Annotated in this window: 16 protein-coding genes; 15 read left to right on the top strand and 1 reads right to left on the bottom strand. The window is 47.5% G+C overall.

Annotation, left to right across the window (positions count from 1 at the left end):
* Positions 1-29 precede the first annotated feature (29 nt).
* The 7 genes from SULKU_RS10315 to SULKU_RS10285 all read left to right on the top strand — a co-directional run bounded on the left by SULKU_RS10315 (position 30) and on the right by SULKU_RS10285 (position 9196).
* On the top strand, positions 30-1268 hold the full coding sequence (locus SULKU_RS10315) for a hydrogenase small subunit (protein WP_013460909.1): 1239 nt from the start codon (positions 30-32) through the stop codon (positions 1266-1268).
* Complete coding sequence (locus SULKU_RS10310; protein ID WP_013460908.1) at positions 1261-3036, top strand: nickel-dependent hydrogenase large subunit; 1776 nt, start codon at positions 1261-1263, stop codon at positions 3034-3036. The genes SULKU_RS10315 and SULKU_RS10310 overlap by 8 nt, the downstream gene beginning before the upstream one ends.
* Before the next feature lie 10 nt (positions 3037-3046).
* A complete protein-coding gene (locus SULKU_RS10305) occupies positions 3047-3754 on the top strand; it encodes a cytochrome b/b6 domain-containing protein (protein ID WP_013460907.1) in 708 nt (235 codons plus the stop codon).
* Positions 3755-3856: 102 nt separating this feature from the next.
* The gene (locus SULKU_RS10300; protein WP_013460906.1) at positions 3857-5779 is read left to right on the top strand and encodes a carbamoyltransferase HypF; all 1923 of its coding nucleotides are present in this window, start codon (positions 3857-3859) and stop codon (positions 5777-5779) included.
* Positions 5763-8033, top strand: a complete 2271-nt coding sequence (hypF, locus tag SULKU_RS10295) for a carbamoyltransferase HypF (protein WP_245535147.1) — start codon at positions 5763-5765, stop codon at positions 8031-8033. The genes SULKU_RS10300 and hypF overlap by 17 nt, the downstream gene beginning before the upstream one ends.
* Positions 8034-8104: 71 nt before the next feature.
* Positions 8105-8662 carry a hydrogenase maturation protease gene (locus SULKU_RS10290; protein WP_013460904.1) on the top strand — a complete coding sequence of 186 codons (558 nt, stop codon included), beginning with the start codon at positions 8105-8107 and terminating at the stop codon, positions 8660-8662.
* A 3-nt stretch (positions 8663-8665) separates the two neighbouring features.
* Positions 8666-9196, top strand: a complete 531-nt coding sequence (locus tag SULKU_RS10285) for a HyaD/HybD family hydrogenase maturation endopeptidase (RefSeq protein ID WP_013460903.1) — start codon at positions 8666-8668, stop codon at positions 9194-9196.
* Here SULKU_RS10285 and SULKU_RS10280 read toward each other — a convergent pair.
* Positions 9177-9869 carry a hypothetical protein gene (locus tag SULKU_RS10280; protein ID WP_041667128.1) on the bottom strand — a complete coding sequence of 231 codons (693 nt, stop codon included), beginning with the start codon at positions 9867-9869 and terminating at the stop codon, positions 9177-9179. The genes SULKU_RS10285 and SULKU_RS10280 overlap by 20 nt on opposite strands.
* Positions 9870-9993: 124 nt before the next feature.
* Between SULKU_RS10280 and SULKU_RS10275 the strand changes: the two genes are divergently transcribed.
* The 8 genes from SULKU_RS10275 to SULKU_RS10240 all read left to right on the top strand — a co-directional run bounded on the left by SULKU_RS10275 (position 9994) and on the right by SULKU_RS10240 (position 15547).
* The gene (locus SULKU_RS10275) at positions 9994-10329 is read left to right on the top strand and encodes a copper-binding protein (protein WP_013460901.1); all 336 of its coding nucleotides are present in this window, start codon (positions 9994-9996) and stop codon (positions 10327-10329) included.
* Positions 10326-10526 carry a hypothetical protein gene (locus tag SULKU_RS10270; protein ID WP_013460900.1) on the top strand — a complete coding sequence of 67 codons (201 nt, stop codon included), beginning with the start codon at positions 10326-10328 and terminating at the stop codon, positions 10524-10526. The genes SULKU_RS10275 and SULKU_RS10270 overlap by 4 nt, the downstream gene beginning before the upstream one ends.
* Positions 10520-11863 carry a TolC family protein gene (locus SULKU_RS10265; RefSeq protein ID WP_013460899.1) on the top strand — a complete coding sequence of 448 codons (1344 nt, stop codon included), beginning with the start codon at positions 10520-10522 and terminating at the stop codon, positions 11861-11863. Before SULKU_RS10270 ends, SULKU_RS10265 begins: the two co-directional genes overlap by 7 nt.
* On the top strand, positions 11863-13197 hold the full coding sequence (locus SULKU_RS10260) for a multicopper oxidase family protein (protein WP_013460898.1): 1335 nt from the start codon (positions 11863-11865) through the stop codon (positions 13195-13197). The genes SULKU_RS10265 and SULKU_RS10260 overlap by 1 nt, the downstream gene beginning before the upstream one ends.
* A 141-nt stretch (positions 13198-13338) precedes the next feature.
* Positions 13339-14007, top strand: a complete 669-nt coding sequence (cbiM, locus tag SULKU_RS10255; RefSeq protein WP_013460897.1) for a cobalt transporter CbiM — start codon at positions 13339-13341, stop codon at positions 14005-14007.
* A complete protein-coding gene (locus SULKU_RS10250; protein WP_013460896.1) occupies positions 14004-14306 on the top strand; it encodes a PDGLE domain-containing protein in 303 nt (100 codons plus the stop codon). The genes cbiM and SULKU_RS10250 overlap by 4 nt, the downstream gene beginning before the upstream one ends.
* Positions 14296-14844 carry an energy-coupling factor transporter transmembrane component T family protein gene (locus tag SULKU_RS10245; RefSeq protein ID WP_013460895.1) on the top strand — a complete coding sequence of 183 codons (549 nt, stop codon included), beginning with the start codon at positions 14296-14298 and terminating at the stop codon, positions 14842-14844. Before SULKU_RS10250 ends, SULKU_RS10245 begins: the two co-directional genes overlap by 11 nt.
* Positions 14837-15547 carry an energy-coupling factor ABC transporter ATP-binding protein gene (locus SULKU_RS10240; protein ID WP_013460894.1) on the top strand — a complete coding sequence of 237 codons (711 nt, stop codon included), beginning with the start codon at positions 14837-14839 and terminating at the stop codon, positions 15545-15547. The genes SULKU_RS10245 and SULKU_RS10240 overlap by 8 nt, the downstream gene beginning before the upstream one ends.
* The last annotated feature ends 37 nt before the right edge of the window (positions 15548-15584 follow it).

The following is a 15584-nucleotide window of genomic DNA, read 5'->3' as shown; positions in this document are numbered from 1 at the left end:
ATTGTTCATAAAATATTGAGGAGGGGATTATGTCCGATAAAGTAGAAGCGGTTAAAAAACTGTTTACTTCGAAAAGTTCGCGCGTTGAGACGAACAAGGGTGATACGTATTACCAAGAGCTGTTTGCAAAGTGTGAGGCGCGCTTGAACGAGATGCGCTCCAATACACCGGCCAATAAGCTCGATTTCACCGAACTCTTGGAAGAAAACGGGATAGATCGACGCGAATTTATGAAATGGGCGAGTGCGACAACAGCGATGTTAATGCTTCCTCCGATGTTTACTCCGCTTGTTGCGGATGCGGCCGTAATGATGAACCGTGCCCCTGTGATTTGGCTCGAACTTCAAGACTGTGCCGGTAACTCTGAAGCGCTCCTTCGTGCAGACGGGCCGAAAATCGATGAGATCGTTTTGGATATCATCTCTCTTGAATTCCATGAAACGCTTCAGGCGGCGTCCGGTTTTCAGGCTGAAAAACAGCTTGAAGAAGCGATGGAACATTTCAAAGGGAAATATCTTCTTTTTGTAGAAGGTTCTATTCCTATGGGTATGGACGGACAATACGGTACGATCGGTGCCGCCGGTGAAACATTCCATGATCATCTCGTCCGTTGTGCCGAAAATGCTGCGGCTGTTGTAGCGGTCGGAGCCTGTGCAACGTTCGGCGGTATTCCTGCGGCTGCTCCGAATCCTACGGGTGCCGTCGGTGTTATGGACGTTGTTAAAAACAAACCGTTAATCAATATCCCTGCCTGTCCGGCAAATCCGGCAAATATGGTGGGGGTAATACTTCATTACGTATTGACGGGACAAGTACCGGAACTCGATTCACTTTTACGTCCTAAATTCGCATTCGGATACCGTATCCATGACAACTGTGAGCGCCGTGCACACTTCGATGCGGGTGAATACGTTGAAGAGTGGGGCGATGTAGGGGCGCAAAACAATTTCTGTCTCTACAAAATGGGTTGTAAAGGGCCGATGACGTTTAACAACTGTTCGATCGTCCGTTACAACGAAGCGGTCAACTGGCCGATCGGTGTCGGACGCGGATGTATCGGATGTTCGGAACCCGATTTCTGGGATAAATACGCCTATGAGCGCCCGATGGCCGATGCAAAAATTAAAGCACCGACAGGCGGCGTAGAAAAAACCGTTGATGAATTCGGTTTGGGCATGTTGACCGCAGCCGGTATCGGTATCGCGATTCATGCAGCAGCCAGCACGGTAGCAGGCAAACGAGAAAATTCAGGAGAGAACCATGAGTAAACATATTGTAGTTGACCCTATTACCCGTATCGAAGGGCATTTGCGTATTGAAGCTGTCATTGATGAGAATAACACGATTGTAGACGCCTATAGCGCATCAACGATGTTCCGCGGGATTGAGACGATTTTACAAGGGCGTGATCCGCGTGACTGCGGATTGTTGGCAATGCGTATCTGCGGTGTTTGTACCGGTACTCACTATCAACGTTCTATTGAAGCGGTTGAAGATGCGTTTGATATCACGATCCCTAAAAATGCCCGTATCGTTCGTAACCTGATTCAGGGTGCGTTGTATGTGCATGACCATGTGGTTCACTTCTATCACCTTCATGCGCTTGACTTTGTCGATGTCGTCTCCGCCCTTTCGGCTGATCCGGTTAAAACAGCAGCAGAAGCACGCAAATGGGCGAGTGTCGCGGGAGAATCTCCGTTTATCGACGGTGAGAGCGAATTTAAAGCGATCCAAGACCGTGTAGCAAAATTTGTAAAGCAAGGGCGTTTGGGAATTTTCGGTAACGGATATTGGGGCAATCCTCACTATAAACTCACACCGGAACAAAATCTTATCGGGGTTGCCCACTACTTGCAAGCATTGGATATTCAACGCGATATGGCAAAAATGCAGGCGATTTTCGGCGGTAAAAACCCGCATCCGCAAAGTATCGTCGTCGGAGGGGTAACGTGTGTTCAGGATATCCAAAATCCGGCACGTCTGGCCCTCTTTAAATCGTTGTTGCTTGCAGGACGTAAATTTGTTAAACAAGCGTATTTGCCGGATGTTTACATGGCGGGAACCATGTATGCGGGTGAAGCGACCGATTCTAAAGCGACATTCAGCGAATTGATGGGCGGCAAAGGGGTCGGCGGAACCGGCGGCGGACTCTTGAACTTCATGAGTTACGGAGATTTCCGTCTTGATGATACCGGTTTTTACAAATCGGCCCTTCTTTTCCCAAGCGGGGTAGTACTCGGCGGAGATATTTCTAAAGTTCATCCGTTGGATCAAGAAAAAATTGCTGAAGACGTCACTCACGCCTGGTACAAAGGGGACAAACCTCTTCACCCGTACGAAGGTCAAACCATTCCTGAATACACCGGTTTGGATAAACGTTCGGATGGAATTGCGTATTTGAAAACGAAAGAGAAATACAGCTGGATCAAATCTCCGATTTACAACGATACCCGCGTTGAAGTGGGGCCGTTGGCTCGTATGGTAATCGGTGTCGCGGCTAAAGATAAGCGTATTACCAAATACGTGACTGAGTTCCTAGAGCGCGGAAAACTTCCGGTATCAGTACTGTTCAGTACTGTCGGGCGTACAGCGGCTCGTGCGATCGAGACATCATTGATGTCTGACGTCATGGTTGAATGGATCGATGAGTTGACGGCAAATGTTCTTGCCGGAGACAAAAGTACATGGACAGAGTTTGATTTCGACAAAGTGAGCGTAAGTGCAAAAGGGCGCGGTATGGCGGAAGCTCCGCGCGGTGCACTCGGTCACTGGGTAAGTATTACCGATGGAAAAGTAGCAAACTATCAAGCGATTGTCCCATCAACATGGAATGCGGCTCCGCGTGATCATAAAGGACGTTTGGGTGCATATGAAGCGAGTTTGATCGGAACCAAAGTAGCTAATCCGGAACAGCCCTTAGAGATCATCCGTACGATTCACAGTTTTGACCCATGTATCGCATGTGCGGTTCACGTTGTCGATACAAAAGGTAAAGAGCTTGCTGTTTACAAAGTAGATACTTCTTGCAGTATCTAAGGAGACAATCATGAAACAGGGGTACAAACAAGTCAAGCGTATGACGCCTGCAATGCGCATCATCCACTGGGTGAATGCCATTTGTATGATTGGGGCGGTCGTAACGGGTCTTTATATCGGTCATCCGTATTATCAAACATTTATGGCCGACGGTGCAGTCGATAAATACGTGATGGCGTGGAACCGTTACGGCCATTTTATCATTGCAATTTTATTTGATGTTACATCGGTTATTATTGCTTATCTCTATTTTTTCAGCCGTTTTGAAAAGCCGTACAAAAAGCTTATTCCGAACGCAAAAAATATTGCTGAGTTTAAAGCGGTATTGGTCAATTTATTGACCCTTAACCGTAAAAAAGAGTTTGATTCGGCCCATGCGGACAGTTTCAATACGGTCTATTTTACGATTTTCCATCTCCTTTTGGTATGGATGTTGTTTACGGGTCTTCAACTCTATGTGCACGGTTTGGGTTCAGGAATCAGTTCGATCGGTGCATGGTGGCCGTGGATGCTGCATCTGGTAACCGACTGGACGATTGTAGTAAGCGGCGGAACTCTTATGGATGTCCGTATTGCACACCATACGACGATGTGGTTGATTATCTGCTGGGTGGTATTTCATATCTATTACCAAGTCTGGAGAACCATTTTCTGGAAAGAGGCGGATATCGCTATTGTTATCGGCGGCTCTAAATTTGTCAAAGACGATTCACTTTAAGGTGAATAAACAAAGGGTCGGGCATTAAGCCCGTCCCGCTCTGTTTTTCTTAGCTTCCCGTCGGGGAAGGGATGAAAGATAGCGCAGAGAGTAAGGATTATTATGGCATTCACTTTGGAGGTTATGACCTCTTTTTCCCAACCGACGATTAAAAATTATTTGATTGCCACGATTCGCTCTTTTGGAATCAAAGCTGTTGTCCATCAGAAAAAAAACAAGATTATTTGTGCTTTTGAGAGTTCTCATGAAAAGCTTCAAGAGTGTTTGGAAACCATTGCATCAACACTCCCCGCATCGTGTTTTATGACGCAGAGTCAGCATTATGATGTGGAGGGGGAACCGGAGGGTATCCCTGATTTTGAGGTTGAATATCCGAGTGCGCTGGGACTATGCCCAACGTGTCAAAAAGAGATGTTTGATCCCTCATCCAGACGTTATTACTACCCTTTTACCCAGTGTGCCCATTGCGGTGGGCAGTACGCATTTTTCGAACACTACCCGTTTGAGCGGAGCAATACCGCATTGAAGTATGTGAAGCCGTGCGAGAACTGTGAGGACGAATCACATACACTCGGGCGCCGCGAAAAGCAGGTATTAAACTCGTGCCATACGTGCGGTATCCCCGTCAGATTGATCCACAAAGATAAAGAGCGCTACGCTAACGATGCGGGGAGCTTTCGAACGATGTTCGAGGTTGCCGCCAAAGCGCTGCGTGACGGTAAAACGCTGCTCATGAAAACAACGATGGGATACCGTTTGTTTCAGCGCAGTGATAAACCTTCTCCCGCATCGGTTCTCATGCTGGTCAACGCGTCTAAAATCACCGATTACTGTTCACTGATCAACGATGAATTCAATGCGCTTCTCAGTATCGAACGCCCCGTCTTGCACGTAGCGCTTAAAGATCAAGCTCTCATCGATACATTCGGCTCGACAATGGATGTAAAATACCCGGATGAGGGGTTCTCGATCCTTTTGGCCAAAGAATTGACGCTGCTGGAATTGGACTATATCGTGTATGAAGTGGTCGATACGCCGTATGATGCTGATTTTGTGATGGACTATGATCTCAACATCAACCATCAAAGCGATATGCGCCTCTTTATCAACAAGGAGGTCCGTTTTATCGCTTCGGGTGAACGGGTCGCTTTCCCCTCACGCCTTCCTTACGGCACCGATACGCTTAGTATCGCTCACGGTTTGGTCGGTATAAAAGATAACAAAGGGATGTTGTTCGATCAGATGGATCGGTTCAGTTCCGCTTCGACGTTGAAAGTCAATCAGCTCGAAACCGAGATGCCTGCCGTCGAATCGGCCAATTTTCACACCATAGCGGAAGATGAAGCCTCCTTTATGTCAGTCATAGCCGAACACAACAAATTCGGAACCAAAGCAGTGGGAGCCTATTTTCAGGGAGAGCCGTCTTTTTTGTATTATGACGGCAAAAAAGTGATTCGGGTAGTTCCTCCGAAGCGGTTCGAGGGGAGCGGAATCATCGAATCGATGAGAGGATTGCGAGAAGGATCCGATCGGCTCATCGCCAATATCGAAACCAACCACCCCGAACTGTATCACGTATTGGTTCAGATAGAGCAGAATAATCTTTCGTTGTTTGAAGCTACCGCAATGATTCTAGGGCTGCGTGAGGTGAGCTTTGAGGGGGTGATGAAAGAGGGATTGAAATTCATCGGCAAAGGGGGGCTGCAAATCGACACGAAAGTAGCGGATAACCGGTTTAATCACGTCGCCTTTTTATCCAGTATTATCAGTTATCGTCTAGCGGGTGTCGATTCAGTTTATCTGAGCTATTCTATCTTCGAATCTTTCGGAGACTATTTCAGCGAACTTCTTACTGAAATCAAAGGTAAGACCAAAGCGGAGGATATCGTATTGTGCGGATCCTATTTCGCGGGACAATCCCTTTTCAGCCGTTTGCAGCGAAATCTGAAGTCTGTATCGGTCCTAATGAATATGAGTTATCCGATCGGGAAGGAAAATTGCGTTGTCGGTGGAGTCTTCTTATAATACCAGTGTCACCATTACCGTCAAAGGGCTGGTTCAGGGGGTAGGTTTTCGCCCTTTTGTCTATCGCATAGCGCAAGAGTATGAGATAAAAGGGTTTGTGCTTAACACCGCCGATGGGGTTGTGATTGAGGCACACGGAGAAAAATCTTCATTATTTATAGCCGCTTTGCACACGCATCTCCCCGAGCGGGCGCGGATTGATTCGCTGAGTGTCAAACCGTGTGAATCGGAAAACTACAACAGTTTTGAAATCCGGGAAAGCACCTTGGGAGAGGGGAGTGGCGCGATTCCCCTTGAGGCGGCGTTATGTCCCGCGTGTGAAGCGGAGATGGATGACCCCTCCAATCGCCGCTACCGCTACGCGTTTATCAACTGTACCGATTGCGGTCCCCGTTATACGATTCTCCAAACCCTCCCGTATGACCGCGTCCGTACCTCAATGAAACATTTTACGATGTGTTCGGAGTGCAAAGAAGAGTATACCGACCCCTCATCCCGCCGCTATCATGCCGAGCCGATTAGCTGTCCGAAATGCGGACCGCAGTTAAGATTTATCGATAATAAGGGAGACGAGATAGCGGGCGATCCGATCGATCTGGCCGTAGAGATGCTCAGATCAGGGAAGATTATTGCCCTCAAAGGGTTAGGGGGATTTCATCTGATGTGCGATGCCACCTCAGACGCTGCCGTGAGTGAACTGCGACTGCGCAAACACCGCAAGGCGAAGCCTCTTGCCGTCATGTTCCGCTCGCTGGAGCAGTGTGAACGATACACCCGGATAAATCAATCTGAACGGGAGATGATCGGCGGAGCGATCAAGCCGATTGTCATTGTGGATGCGCTTCAAGGGACAGATCTTTCAAAATATATCGCTCCGGGGATTGAGCGCTTAGGGGTATTTATCCCCTATACCCCGCTGCATCGTTTGGTGTTTGAGAAGATCGATTTTCCCCTCGTTGCGACGAGTGCCAATATCAGCGATGAGCCGATCATCGTACGCAGCAGCGAAATCATAAATCGGCTCGGAAATGTGGTGGATGGAATCTTGGATCATGACCGTACCATCGTCAATGCCCTGGATGATGCCGTTGTTCAGTTCGCCGATGGGCATGTTGTCATGCTGCGGATGGGGCGGGGATTTGCTCCCCATACGGTGGCGGCAGAAAAAAACGGTTCGGCAGAAATTTTAGCCCTCGGAGCGCATCAAAAAAGTGCGATTGCCCTCGGAAAAGGGGATAATATGGTCCTCAGCGGTCATATCGGTGATTTGGGGAGCGTCGAGGCGGACAGTTATTTTGAGCGGACGGTACAGACGTTTAAACGTTTTTATGAATGCGAGCCGCAGCTCTTTGTTCATGACCTGCATCCTCAATACAGCACGACTCAGTTTGCATCGGCTCAGAAAAAAGAGCATTACGGCATACAGCACCATTATGCTCATATCTTGGCGTGCATGGCCGAGTACGGATTGGACGAAAAGGTGCTCGGTTTTGCCTATGACGGTACGGGATACGGAGAGGACGGGAGTCTGTGGGGCGGGGAGGTGATGATCGCCGATCTGAGCGGCTATCAGCGGATCGGATTTTTAAAACCGATTGCCCTTTTAGGGGGAGACAAAGCGATCAAAGAGCCTAGACGTATCGCCTTGTCATTGCTGTTTGAGTGTTTTAGTCTCGATGAGGTATTAAACCTCAAATCACCCTCAGTCGAGACCTTTTTACCCCATGAAATACGAACACTGCATCATATGTGGGTCAAAAATATCAATGCTCCCCTCAGCTCTTCAATGGGTCGGCTGTTTGATGCGGTCTCCTCATTGGGGGGATTCATCCAAAGCCTTGAGTATGAGGGGCAGGGAGGGATGATTATGGAGTCGTTTGCGGAGGATTCGATCCATGAGCCCTTTAGCTTTGATATCCAAAACGGAGTGATTAATGTGTTGCCGATGGTGAAAGAGATCATCGCTCTAGGAACAGAGAATCAAACGGTCATTGCGAGCCGTTTTCTCTCAACACTCGAAGCGATCATGGAGCATTTTGCGGATATGTATCCCGAATTGCCGATTGTCATCGGCGGAGGAGTATTTCAAAACCGTGCGTTGATGAGCCGACTCTACCGACGTTTCGGAGAGGGACGGTTTTACGCACAACAGCAAACGCCGATCAATGACGGATCGATCGCACTCGGACAACTCTATTATGCAAAGCACAATCTCCCGCATCAAAAAGATGCGGGTAGCTTTAGGGGGTTGTAGGGACATTTGTCCCTGCCAGTTTTCGGGCTTTGCCCGGAAAATGTATAAAATAAGATGATAAAAGGAATTAAATGAACGCTAAAGTGGCACTGATCGGTTCGGGGAACGCATTTTTTATGGATGAGGGGATCGGACTGTATGCCGGAAAATACCTCAAAGAGAATTTTACCTATGAACCCTCACTCGACATCATCGACGGAGGGACGCTCGGATTTTTGCTGATGCCGCTGCTTCAGGAGTATGAGCATGTCATTATCGCCAATACCAGCTCAGATGATTCCAAAGCGGTAGGGACGATCACAGTGATGAGCGGCGATGAACTGATCGCCAACCAGGGGATCAAAAAAACGGCCAATGAAGTCGAGATTACCGAAATGCTCCAAATCTGCTCAATGGCCTCGCACTGTGCCCAAACGACTATGGTCAGCATCGTCCCCGAAGATATTATCAGCGTCTGTGTTGACGTGACTTCATCACTTCGCTCACATTGGGAAAGATACATCGAGGTAATTGTGGAAGAACTCGCCAAATGCGGGATACAAGCGACGCGCAAAAAACAGGTTATGGGGCTGGATGAAATTTTAGAACAGTTTGCCAATCCGAGTATCGAACACGGCAAAGGGTTTTAACGTATGTCAATCGTTGTGTTGGGCGTCGGCAATGTACTCGAAGAAGATGACGGCATCGGTATCTATGCCTGCGCCTATCTGAATGCCAACTATACGTTTTCACCTGCTATCGAGGTCATTAACGGCGGGGTAGAGGGGATCAATCTGCTCAATCTTTTTCTGGAGAATGATCGTATCATTATCCTCGATACGATCAATCTCGATGATGAAGCAGGGAGTATTTATAACATCCCCTCTTATGAGCTGAGCGGGTACGGGCTCAACAGCGGCGGTGCACACGAGGTGGGGGTGATGCAGTGTCTGGATATGATCGAACTGATGGGACATCCGCTTCCCGAATCAAACGTTATCGGGATCATTCCCCACAGCATCACGTTTCATATGGGTCTGAGTCCGCAATTGGAAAAACGGTTTGATGACTATATAAAAACAGTTATTAACTATCTAAAAACTATAGGGATCGAAGCGGCGTCCAAAGCGTCGTTTACGAGTCTGACAGAGATAATAGAAGAGTTTAAATATCCGAGCCGGTAGGGCGGAAATAGAGCTGTTCGATGACAACGGAACGGTCTTCGACAGGTGTATTGAATTTGAATTCCGCCTCTTTGAGGTAGTAGGGGAAGTGTTCTCTGCTTACCCCTTTAAAAGGTGTAATAAACTGTTCAAAATAGTGCCAAAACTTCTCGATAATATTGTCGTATTCGGATATTTTGATAATTTTACTGGTCCGCATAAACTTTGAAAACTCTTTGTAATAGAGCTCTTCAAGATTGTCTTCGATGAACTGCTGTTTGAATACTCCCAGGGAGGGCATGAGAAGCGTATAGACTTTTTCGCCGTAGCCGAATGTCAGAAAATTATGGGAATCGAAGATAGCCGATTTGTCATGGCGTTTGGATTTTTCGATGTAGAGATACTCTTCGTATTGAGACTCGCTTGTACGGTGTCTGTCATATTGGGACTCGCAATACTCAGCCGCAGCATGGCGAAACTGTTGATAGTATTTCAAAACCGTGACATAGCTGAGCTGAAGGGTTTTGGACGCGCTGAGGGCATTTTCATCTTCGCAAAAGAGCCGGATGAGGGCTTTGATCTGAGCAACCCGCTTTGTACTGTACTTTTTTTTGCATACGGAACATTTGACCATCCCGTCACCCAGACGGTAAATCGGATGATGGCAGTAAAGACAGCGATTAGGTTCTTTCATAGGGATATTGTAGCGCATCAAGATTGCGGAAAAAGACAAACGGTTAACATTGTTATTATTAGATTAAATGATTTATGCCGTGCATATGATACACTTTTTAGCAATGACATATAAAGGAGTTAGGATGCGATCGAAATTTTTGAGTGCAGTATGCTTTAGTGCATTGGCCATCGGGTCGGGTGTGTGGGGAATGGAGATGGAACATTCCCACTCTCAAAACAGCGTTGTCGCTGAACAGACAATCCACGCTACCGGAACGGTAAAGCAGATTGCCGACAATCATGAAAGTATCCGTATCTTTCACAACCCTATCCCCGAACTGCGATGGCCTTCTATGGTAATGACGTTCGATGTGATTGATCATGAATTGACCCACCCTTTGGAAATCGGAGATAAAGTAGGTTTTGACTTTATCCAAAAAGAGGGGAAAAATGTCATTGTACGGATGAAAAAGCAATGAATCCTATTCTCATCCTTGTTTTGATCGGGATTATCGGTTATGCCGCCGAGGTTAATGTATCGATCCCTTCATCCTCCGATGCGTTGAGCGGTAAAAGTGTCTATACGCCTCCATCCCGCTCGATTGACGTAGCCGAAGAGGGGTGTGTTCAAAAAGAGGACCAAAATGTAACGGGTCATGGAGGCGCAAAATGGTAGCAAGAACGGTTAGTACATCGTTAGCGGCATTATTTATCCTCTCGGGATGTTCGGCCATCTCTCAAAAAGAGGCATTTGACTCTGTCAATCAGCTAACCGCGGAGCAAGGAGTTAACAATCTGCAATGGATCAAAACGGCTCAAGAAGCGCAAAGCGTCGATGAAAGTGTACGAGCGCTTTTATCGAAACCTTTGACTCAAGAAGATGCTTTGCGGATTATGCTGATCAATAACCGCGCATTGCAGCAAAGTTATGAAAATATCGGTATAGCTCAGAGCGAGTTGGTGGAAGCGGGATTGATGCGTAATCCTCTTTTGGGCTACAGTATCGGTCGAAGTAACGGTGCGAGCACGTCGACAATCAGTGTAGAAATAGCCTTTTTGGATCTTCTTTGGATCCCTCTTCGGCGTGAACTCGGGGGCTTGGCCCTCGAAGAGGCTATACTCACGGTCGGGGATAGTGTATTACGCAGTGCGAGAGATGCAAAGAAGAGCTACATAGATGCGCGCGTGTCGGAAGAAAAAGTAGCCCTTTTCGGTCCTATTCTAAAATCGCATGAGGCTTCACTACAGCTCGCAGTTCGCCAATATACCGCTGGAAATCTTTCGAAAAGGGATATGCTCAGAATTCAAGAGAGCTATGAACGTGCCCGTATCGAATCGATCAAGCTCTCTCGCGAAAACGCTGCGGCGCGCGAAGCCTTAAATAAAACATTGGGGCTCTACGGAGAGCAGACCTATTATACCCTGAGCACAGAATCCCTAAAACGTACCGAGCCGGCCGTTACAGAATCCGGGTTGGAAAAACGTGCGATTGCCAACCGCCTTGATATGCGCAGTGCGATGAAATCGGTCGATTACGCCGCAGCACAGGCCGGATACAGTGAGAAAACACGTTTTGTAGACGAGCTTGAACTTTCGCTCGAGAGTGAAAAAACAACGGGTGAAAAGCGGTTTAATACCTTTGGGATAAAACTTCCCATTCCGATTTTTGATTTTGGGCAGGCACGGGTGAGCAAAGCGCAGGCCATCTACAATCAAAGCGTCCATCAACTTTATGAACGTGCGGTTAATATCCGTTCAGAGGTACGTGAGGGGTATGCGCATCTTCGATATACGTATGATATCGCGCATTCGTACGATGAGGTGATAGTGCAAACCAATCAGCAGATATTAGAAGAGACACAGCTGATGTATAACGGTATGCTGGACGGCATTTACGAACTGCTCGAAGATCAGCGGCGTGCAGGCGAGGCAAAAATGGAAGCGCTCGATGCACGGGGAGAAGTCCAAAAAGCGCAGGCCGATTTGGAGTACACGATAGGGGGGAAACTTTAATGAGACACGATAGACGCGATTTTTTAGGTTTGGGTGCGGCATTGATCGCATCCGCGGCACTGAGCCCGAATCTCAAAGCCTCCGAACATGACCACGCGGGACATGAAGGGAAAAAACGCCAGCTTACCCTCGTAAACGATCCTAAAAGAGTCCTCTCTCCCGCTACGCTCATCACCCCGAAAGAGGGGAAGAGCTACAATCCCGTAGTAACCCTCAACGGCTGGAATCTCCCCTATGAAATGAAAGAGGGGGTGAAAGAGTTTCATATAATCGCCGAGCCGGTAGTACGGGAGTTTGCACCGGGTATGGTCGTGAACTGCTGGGGCTACAACGGCACTTCGCCCGGACCGACAATCGAAGCGGTGGAGGGGGATCGGGTGCGGCTGATCGTTTCAAACAAGCTTCCCGAACACACGACGATCCACTGGCACGGGTTGATACTCCCGAACGGAATGGACGGCGTCGGCGGATTGACGCAGAGGGCTATCGCCCCCGGCGAAACCTATGTTTATGAATTTACCCTTCGTCAAAGCGGAACCTTTATGTATCACCCCCATGCCGATGAGATGGTTCAGATGGCGATGGGGTGTATGGGGATGTTTATCGTTCATCCGAAAAAACCGCAATCTCATAAAGTGGATCGGGATTTTTGTTTTCTCCTTGCCAGCTATGACGTAGCGCCGGGGACGTATACCCCAAACCCCTCGACGATGACCGAGTTTAATATCTGGAGTTTTAATAGTCGTGTTTTTCCGGGGATCGATTCCATGAATGTAAGGGTAGGTGATCGTGTCCGTATCCGTGTCGGAAATCTAACGATGACAAACCATCCGATCCATATGCACGGACATCCGTTCGAGGTAACATGTACCGACGGAGGATGGGTACCTAAAAATGCGAGGTGGCCTGAAGTGACCATTGATATCGGAGTGGGGCAAGTGAGAGCGTTTGAATTTGTCGCCACCGAAGAGGGAGACTGGTCACTGCATTGTCATAAGTCGCATCATACGATGGGGCCTATGGGGCATAGCGTTCCGAACATGATTGGAGTGAAGCAAGACGATCTTACCGAAAAAATCAGCGATCTGATGCCGAACTATATGTACATGCCGATGGGAAAAAACGGAATGGCGGAGATGCAGGATATGGCGGAGATGGGGATGAAACTGCCGGAAAATACTTTGCCGATGATGACCGGGAAAGGTCCGTTCGGACCTATCGAGATGGGGGGAATGTTCACCCTTGTCAAAGTGCGCAAAAATCAGCCCAAAGATGACTATTCCGATCCGGGATGGTACTCTCATCCCAAGGGAAGTATCGCCCGTAAACTGTAAAAGGTACTATTTGTACTTTTTATAGTTAAAACGTATCTTTTAGTCCTAAAAATAACTAAGAAATGATTTTTTTAAACTTGCCTATAGTTAAAACATCTATAATTACCTCAAAGATGAATAATGATTCAGTAAGGAGCGTTTATGCATATTCCCGACGGCTTTATATCACCCTTAACCTATATCCCGGCAACCGTTGCGGCTATTCCTCTTTTGGTTGTGGCTTTTAAAAAAACCAAGGAGGCTATCAACGATGAATCTTTTGCACTTCTATCATCTCTTACCGCTTTCTCTTTTGTCGTCATGATGTTTAATATTCCGATTCCGGGAGGAACCAGCGGACATGCTATCGGGGCAGCGATTTTGGCGATACTGTTCGGGCCGTGGGTGGCAGCTTTTTGCTTATCGCTGACGCTGTTTATACAGGCACTTATTTTCGGTGACGGGGGGCTGAGCGTATTTGCGATCAATTCTTTGGCAATGGGCTTTGTTGCTTCGTTTAGTGCATTTTATGTCCATAAACTCCTCAAAAACAGAATGAACAATACCATTGCATTGTTTTTGACAGGGTGGAGCAGTATCGTATTCGCATCCGTTGTGGTTGCCGTGGCTTTGGGTATTCAGCCGCTGTTGGGCGTCGATAGCGCCGGTCATCCGATCTATTTTCCGTTCGGGTTGGAGGTGACGATCCCTGCCGTTGTCGGGTCTCATCTACTTTTTTTCGGTGTCGTAGAGGGATTTGCCACCATGTTGGTCATGCGGTTTCTTGAAAAGATGACCCACCAAATTTCACATAAAGAGGTATTGGGATGAGTCAAACTAAAAAATATCTGTTGATTTTTATCCTGGCGGCAATCGCACTCACCCCGCTCGGTCTTATCGCTGAAGGTCCGGCATGGGGCGAATGGAGTGCGGAGGAAATCCAAGCGATGATAGGCTATGTTCCTCAATCCATTGAACAGACAAAACCTTTGATTGCGGCGTTTATTCCCGATTATGAAATCAGCGGAGTCAGTGCTTTGGTATCGACGTGGATCAGCGCCGCTATCGGTGCGGGTTTGCTCTTTGCAGTCATGGCAATAATTAAAAAATCGGCAAAACGTGCAAGCTAAAACTACTTTTATTTTGTATATTGTTGCACTCATCGCACTATCGACGATGAAGAGCTATGAACCTTTGATAGCGGCTCTTATCATCTTGATGCTGATGTCAGGCAGATCGGTTTTTGCCCTTATGCGCAGATCATTGATATTGGTCGCTTTGTTCTCGATGTTGATTACTCTGAGTTATTCGGCAATGCTTTATATGCAGCACCAGCCGTTTTGGCACTATTTTCTGACTGTCAACCTGCGCTCGTTCGATATGGTATTTTTGACCCTGTTGTTTACGAGCCGGGTCAATGTGTATGAAGCGGTCGCCTTTTCGAAAGATTTGAGTTTTTTACTGGTTTTAAGCGTCTCGAAAATCATGACGATGCAAAGAGCGTACGGCGATTATACCGACGCGCTTAAATCCAGAACGCTCAAAAAACCGACACGGCATCAGATTTACGATTACTTGGGTTCCGCAATTGCCGGATTTTTAGACAAAAACATCAGAGAGAGCAAAGAGAATTACGAGGCGATGAAATCAAGAGGTTTTCATGTTTAGAGTCGAAAATGTCACACTCAAACGAGACGGCGATACCATTTTTGAAAACCTGAACCTGCGTATCGAGGAGGGTGAAAAAGTTGTGCTGTTGGGGGTCAACGGGAGCGGAAAAAGCACGCTGCTCAAAATGCTCAACGCATTAGTCATCCCAGACAGCGGAGAGCTGCTTTTTGAAAACACTCCGCTCACTAAAAAAGCACTGAAAGATAAGGCTACAAACGAGTATTTTCGTCGCAGTGTCGGGCTTGTATTTCAGAATATCGATGCGATGCTGTTTAATCCGAGCGTCTATGATGAGATTGCCTTCGGCTCCCGTCAGTTAGGATTTGATGATATCGATGCGCGGGTTCGTAATTACGCCGATGTGTTCGGGTTGACACCGTATCTGAACAGCGTCCCGTTCAAGCTCAGCGGCGGACAAAAACAAAAACTCGCACTTGCCTGCGTGATGTCTCTTTCGCCTAAAGTGTTGCTGCTCGATGAGCCGACGAGCGCTTTGGATCCGGCAAGCACCGCCAAATTTATGGATATGATTGCCGCGCTGAACATTACGACGGTCACGGCGACGCACAATCTGGCAATCGCACCGAAATTGGGCGAACGTGTCATCATCTTGGACGAAAAAGGTAAAATCTTGTACGACGGGACAAGTGAAAACGCTTATGAAATCGATCTCCTCACCCGAGCTGGACTCATAATATGATGAGTCTTTCGCATTTTGTGAAAAGCTTCAGGGGGTT

This window comes from Sulfuricurvum kujiense DSM 16994 (genome assembly GCF_000183725.1).
Lineage (GTDB): Bacteria > Campylobacterota > Campylobacteria > Campylobacterales > Sulfurimonadaceae > Sulfuricurvum > Sulfuricurvum kujiense.
This window is presented reverse-complemented; position numbering and strand designations above follow the sequence as displayed.

What these genes read in the sequence shown, in the direction of transcription:
- SULKU_RS10265 (WP_013460899.1), top strand. Translation starts at nt 10,520, where the DNA reads ATGGTAGCAAGAACGGTTAGTACATCGTTAGCGGCATTATTTATCCTC.
- SULKU_RS10275 (WP_013460901.1), top strand. Translation starts at nt 9,994, where the DNA reads ATGCGATCGAAATTTTTGAGTGCAGTATGCTTTAGTGCATTGGCCATC.
- SULKU_RS10305 (WP_013460907.1), top strand. Translation starts at nt 3,047, where the DNA reads ATGAAACAGGGGTACAAACAAGTCAAGCGTATGACGCCTGCAATGCGC.
- SULKU_RS10290 (WP_013460904.1), top strand. Translation starts at nt 8,105, where the DNA reads ATGAACGCTAAAGTGGCACTGATCGGTTCGGGGAACGCATTTTTTATG.
- SULKU_RS10260 (WP_013460898.1), top strand. Translation starts at nt 11,863, where the DNA reads ATGAGACACGATAGACGCGATTTTTTAGGTTTGGGTGCGGCATTGATC.
- SULKU_RS10240 (WP_013460894.1), top strand. Translation starts at nt 14,837, where the DNA reads ATGTTTAGAGTCGAAAATGTCACACTCAAACGAGACGGCGATACCATT.
- SULKU_RS10270 (WP_013460900.1), top strand. Translation starts at nt 10,326, where the DNA reads ATGAATCCTATTCTCATCCTTGTTTTGATCGGGATTATCGGTTATGCC.
- cbiM (WP_013460897.1), top strand. Translation starts at nt 13,339, where the DNA reads ATGCATATTCCCGACGGCTTTATATCACCCTTAACCTATATCCCGGCA.
- SULKU_RS10285 (WP_013460903.1), top strand. Translation starts at nt 8,666, where the DNA reads ATGTCAATCGTTGTGTTGGGCGTCGGCAATGTACTCGAAGAAGATGAC.
- SULKU_RS10310 (WP_013460908.1), top strand. Translation starts at nt 1,261, where the DNA reads ATGAGTAAACATATTGTAGTTGACCCTATTACCCGTATCGAAGGGCAT.
- SULKU_RS10315 (WP_013460909.1), top strand. Translation starts at nt 30, where the DNA reads ATGTCCGATAAAGTAGAAGCGGTTAAAAAACTGTTTACTTCGAAAAGT.
- SULKU_RS10300 (WP_013460906.1), top strand. Translation starts at nt 3,857, where the DNA reads ATGGCATTCACTTTGGAGGTTATGACCTCTTTTTCCCAACCGACGATT.
- SULKU_RS10280 (WP_041667128.1), bottom strand. Translation starts at nt 9,869, where the DNA reads ATGAAAGAACCTAATCGCTGTCTTTACTGCCATCATCCGATTTACCGT.
- SULKU_RS10250 (WP_013460896.1), top strand. Translation starts at nt 14,004, where the DNA reads ATGAGTCAAACTAAAAAATATCTGTTGATTTTTATCCTGGCGGCAATC.